The sequence below is a fragment of the Mesorhizobium sp. M7A.F.Ca.CA.002.15.2.1 genome (assembly GCF_003998715.1).
Classification (GTDB): Bacteria; Pseudomonadota; Alphaproteobacteria; order Rhizobiales; family Rhizobiaceae; genus Mesorhizobium; species Mesorhizobium ciceri.
The window spans coordinates 1-3844 of sequence record NZ_RZPI01000556.1; the positions used below are offsets into that span (position 1 = coordinate 1).

Annotated in this window: 3 protein-coding genes, 1 tRNA gene and 1 pseudogene; all 5 read right to left on the reverse strand. The window is 60.3% G+C overall.

Going from position 1 to position 3844, the window contains the following annotated elements:
• Positions 1-135: 135 nt before the first annotated feature.
• A complete protein-coding gene (locus ENZ74_RS24905) occupies positions 136-1581 on the reverse strand; it encodes a hypothetical protein (protein ID WP_244514292.1) in 1446 nt (481 codons plus the stop codon).
• Positions 1582-1717: 136 nt separating this feature from the next.
• Positions 1718-2350 carry a hypothetical protein gene (locus tag ENZ74_RS24910; protein ID WP_063167747.1) on the reverse strand — a complete coding sequence of 211 codons (633 nt, stop codon included), beginning with the start codon at positions 2348-2350 and terminating at the stop codon, positions 1718-1720.
• Between the two features lie 263 nt (positions 2351-2613).
• Complete coding sequence (locus tag ENZ74_RS24915; RefSeq protein ID WP_024505762.1) at positions 2614-2970, reverse strand: hypothetical protein; 357 nt, start codon at positions 2968-2970, stop codon at positions 2614-2616.
• Positions 2971-3121: 151 nt separating this feature from the next.
• Positions 3122-3195: transfer RNA gene (locus ENZ74_RS24920), tRNA-Gln, on the reverse strand.
• A gap of 187 nt (positions 3196-3382) precedes the next feature.
• Positions 3383-3844 (reverse strand): annotated as a pseudogene (locus ENZ74_RS24925) (UPF0104 family protein); the annotation flags it as partial.

The following is a 3844-nucleotide window of genomic DNA, read 5'->3' on the forward strand; positions in this document are numbered from 1 at the left end:
AGACTGCTCCGTGCTGATCGAAGGCGTGGGACGACGCAGCATGGAGCCTTGGCTGATCGGCAGGTGACATACCCGGGCGGCGAGGTTTCCACCGCCAACGACGATCTGGCCGACAATTTGTTTGGCTAAAGCAGTTCACCGTTTCACGGAGACGGCGACCCGCTCTAACTCCTTGTTTTGACGCAATTCCGGACGGAAAACCGTTTCACACTTTTCCTGGAATTGCTCTAGCCGATCGGCCGCAACAGTGGCGACAGGCAGACTTCGCGTCAGTGACAGCAGCCTTGCTGCGCGCTCGTCCTGCACAGGCAGGGCGGCACCGACAGCCAGCGAAGCTTGCGCCGGGTTGCTGAGGAAGCGCCGCTCGGGCGCAATGCCTTTCAGATGCCGATGGAGCTCTTCGCGCTCACGTTCAGCCTCAGCGAAATGCTTGAGCGTCGCATGCGCCACACCCTTGGCGTAGCGCTGCATGGCCGCCGTCAGCACATAGAGGCCCGGCTCCTCGGTGATCGGTTCGTCGATGATCTCCTGCCAGCGGCCGAAGCGCACCTGCACATGCGATTTCATCGCATGGTAGCCTTCCACCGTCTGCGTGAGCTTTGGCCGGCCCTGGATGGCGACCACGTCGCGCGCGACCAGGCTGCGCACCCTGTCGGCGGCCCACAGTGCAGACTGGTGCTGGCCCGACAACATGCAGGTGAACATCATCAGATGCAGATCGTGGCAGCAGCCGAGCAAATAATAGGTCGGCTCGTCGGCATAGGCGAGATAGAGGTCGTTGGCGCGCACCGCCTTTTCGCTGGCGCGTTTTGCTTTCTCATACTCGCCGCACAGCACATAGATGTGCCCCGGCATGTGGTTCATATGCCCGGCATCGGGGCACATCTCGCCGAGCAGATCCGCTGACCGCATGCCGCGCTCCGGCATGGTGGACATTTCCAGGAGATGGATGTGCAGGTGGACGATCGCCGGATGTTGTGCTGCGCCGGCCTCATCGGCAAGCCGGATCGACCGCTCGCAGACGTCGAGCGCCTCGACGACATCGGAATTCGGCGCCGGCGCGCCGGTCTTGAGGTTCCACAGCCGCCGCACCGTGCGCATCATCAGTGCTTCGACCAGCAGTGCCATCACATCATGGTCATCGGGAAAGTCCCGATACACAAGCCGCATCGCGGCGGCATAGGCGTCATCCCAACGTTCGAATTCCTCCAGGCTCACCCGGTGTGGCTTCTGGAAGCGGGCGGCCAGCGCCTCGATCAGCCGCTTCTCGATCTCACTGGCGGAAGCCGCATTGGCCCTGGCCAGTTGGACATGCTCGAAGCAGCGTTTGGTCGCGCTGTCGGCCTCGGCCTCGCCATGCTCCTTCCAGGTCAGATTGTAGAAAGGTCCAGCGGCATAGGCGATGCCCCAGTGAACCATCGCGCAGTGAGGATCCGTCTCCAGCGCCTTCTCAAAACACTTGATGCCTTCCTCATGGTTGAAGCCGTAGCACCAGTTAAGGCCAATATCGAACCAACGCTGGGTTTCTGTCGAGCGAGTGGAGATGGGGCGGCGGTAGGTGCCGAGGTCGAAGCGGTCCATGTCGTCTCATTTCAATTCTGATTGCCAGCGAGCCAGCTCTGGTCAGACTCCTTCGCCATCAATGTGTGCCGAAACTGGCAGGCATGGCAAACGCAACGAGTGCCATCGCTGCTTGCATTGGAGACTATCGCCGCCCTTAGCCGGTCTCTTCGGGCACCGTTTCATTTTGCCAGCCGGCTAGCTCAGGCAGGTCGTCAAGCCAGCTTTTCTCGGTCATCAAGGCATCGCCGGCCTGCGGAGCAGCCTCGGTGGCGTTTTGAATGAGCCAGTCCATCCACTTCCGATAGGCAGCCGGGGTCAACTCGGGCGGCAGCACCTTGGCCTTGGCCAGCATGCGTTTGCGGAAACTCACCTGCCTGCGGAGTTTCGTCGTCGTGAATTTGATGGTCTTGCCTTGATATTCGACCGTCCAGCGCCCGTCGCCGTGGCTGGCGAGCCTGTCGATGGCGAAGCCGCTATCCACCGGCCTATCCCGCCAAGGAAGCTCGACGGCATTCTTCCTCAGATCGACTGCCCATCGCCTGTAGTTGGTCCCGGCACGCTGGGGCGGCAGCACCCCTGTCTGTTCGAGCATTTTCCTGCGGAAGGTCGGCTGCTTCTTAAGCTGGCCTGTCGTCAGCTCGATGCGATGCCCGCGGAATTCGACGTGCCAGCGGATCCTGCCATTGCCGAAATACTTGACCAGCCTGTCGATGACGAATTCGTCGTCGGAGAGCGTCACGCAGCCTTGGCTGATGCGTTCGAGAAGGAATCGGCTGTCACTGACCATTACGCGTTTGCTCCATGCTCCTCGATGTAGCAGAGGCCGGGTGCCGGGAGTGGAGCGCGACCGGAATCGGCCTCGGCTTCATCGAAGGAAATCACGCAGCCGAAGCGGCCTACAGGAAGGCAGGGTAAGTGACGACACGGCGCGCGATGCGGCGAACGCCGGAATAAATATGCCGGCTCGTTGGATCGACTGGTGTTGCGGCGGTGTCTTGAATTTCACGCTTGGCGCGTTCGACGGGGTCGCTGGTACAGCACTCCACTCGCTTAATCTGGTGCCATCTGGCAATTGGGGCCAATCCATTTATTTGCCGAAGTATCGAGTTCATTGTCCATGTCGGAGGCGCTGCATACAGGATACCGATCATCACCGCGCCGAGCCATACTTAAGGACTTATACCGGCGAAGGAGTGCATCGTGATCTTGGGGCTGTTGGCCTTGTCGCTGCGACGAAAGCTTCATCATGCAATTGGCAAAAGCATCCGTGCCTTGTTTAAAACCAAAGCCGGTACACTGCGCCTTGTCTTCCGCAGTCTGGGTTTGACTGGCATTCCCCTTGTCTGTCGTGCAGCCAACCAAGAAAGTAACGAACATCAGAAATCCGATGAAGACCAAAGCGCGCATTCCGTTCTTCCTTCGATAATTTCGATCCTTTGACGATCCTATAAATGTCACCCCGCCGCAACCCACCATAGCTGGAATCCCGTCAGGTGGTCGCCAGGGAGCATTTCACGATGATGAGCGTTGGTGATTGTTTTGATCGAGAGAAGAGGAGTGGCTGGGGAACCTGGATTCGAACCAGGACTAACGGAGTCAGAGTCCGTGGGTCTACCGTTAACCTATTCCCCAGCAGGCACGATCTTGAATATCACGATAAACGTGAAAACCGTGCGGGCCGAGCGGGCAAGCCGCTGTGAGCGCTGCCTTGTAGCCGCCAGCGGAAAATAGTCAAGCCTGCTCTGTGCGTCAATGGCACGTTTCGACAGGACGCCACACTGCAGATGCCGGCGCGCGGCGCCCAGTCCTATTCCACGCCTCAAGGCTCCGTCCGGCTGAACTGCGAGCGTTCGAAGAACAGCACGATGCCCAGGCCCAGAATCAGCGGGACGATCAGGTAGAACAGCCGGAACACCAGCAGCGCCGCCAGCACGCCGACCGGATCCATGTCCGACAGGCCGGCGAGGAACACCACCTCGAACACGCCGAGTCCGCCCGGCGCATGCGAGATCTGCGCGATCGAGAAGGAGACGAGGAAGACGCCCAGTATGACGAAGTAGCCGGGATTGTGGGCCGCGGGCAGGGCGAAGAAGATGATCGCGGCGGCGGCCAGCAGTTCGATCGGGCCGATCAGCAACTGCCGGGCGACGATCGGCAGCGCCGGATAATGCAGCTGAAAGCTGGCGATCTTCAGCGGGCGCAGATGCAGCCAGCTGCCGAAGATATAGGCGGCGACGAGCAGCAGCATCGCGATACCGGCCGCTTCGGACAGGCCATGATG

What these genes read in the sequence shown, in the direction of transcription:
- ENZ74_RS24905 (WP_244514292.1), bottom strand. Translation starts at nt 1,581, where the DNA reads ATGGACCGCTTCGACCTCGGCACCTACCGCCGCCCCATCTCCACTCGC.
- ENZ74_RS24910 (WP_063167747.1), bottom strand. Translation starts at nt 2,350, where the DNA reads ATGGTCAGTGACAGCCGATTCCTTCTCGAACGCATCAGCCAAGGCTGC.
- ENZ74_RS24915 (WP_024505762.1), bottom strand. Translation starts at nt 2,970, where the DNA reads ATGCGCGCTTTGGTCTTCATCGGATTTCTGATGTTCGTTACTTTCTTG.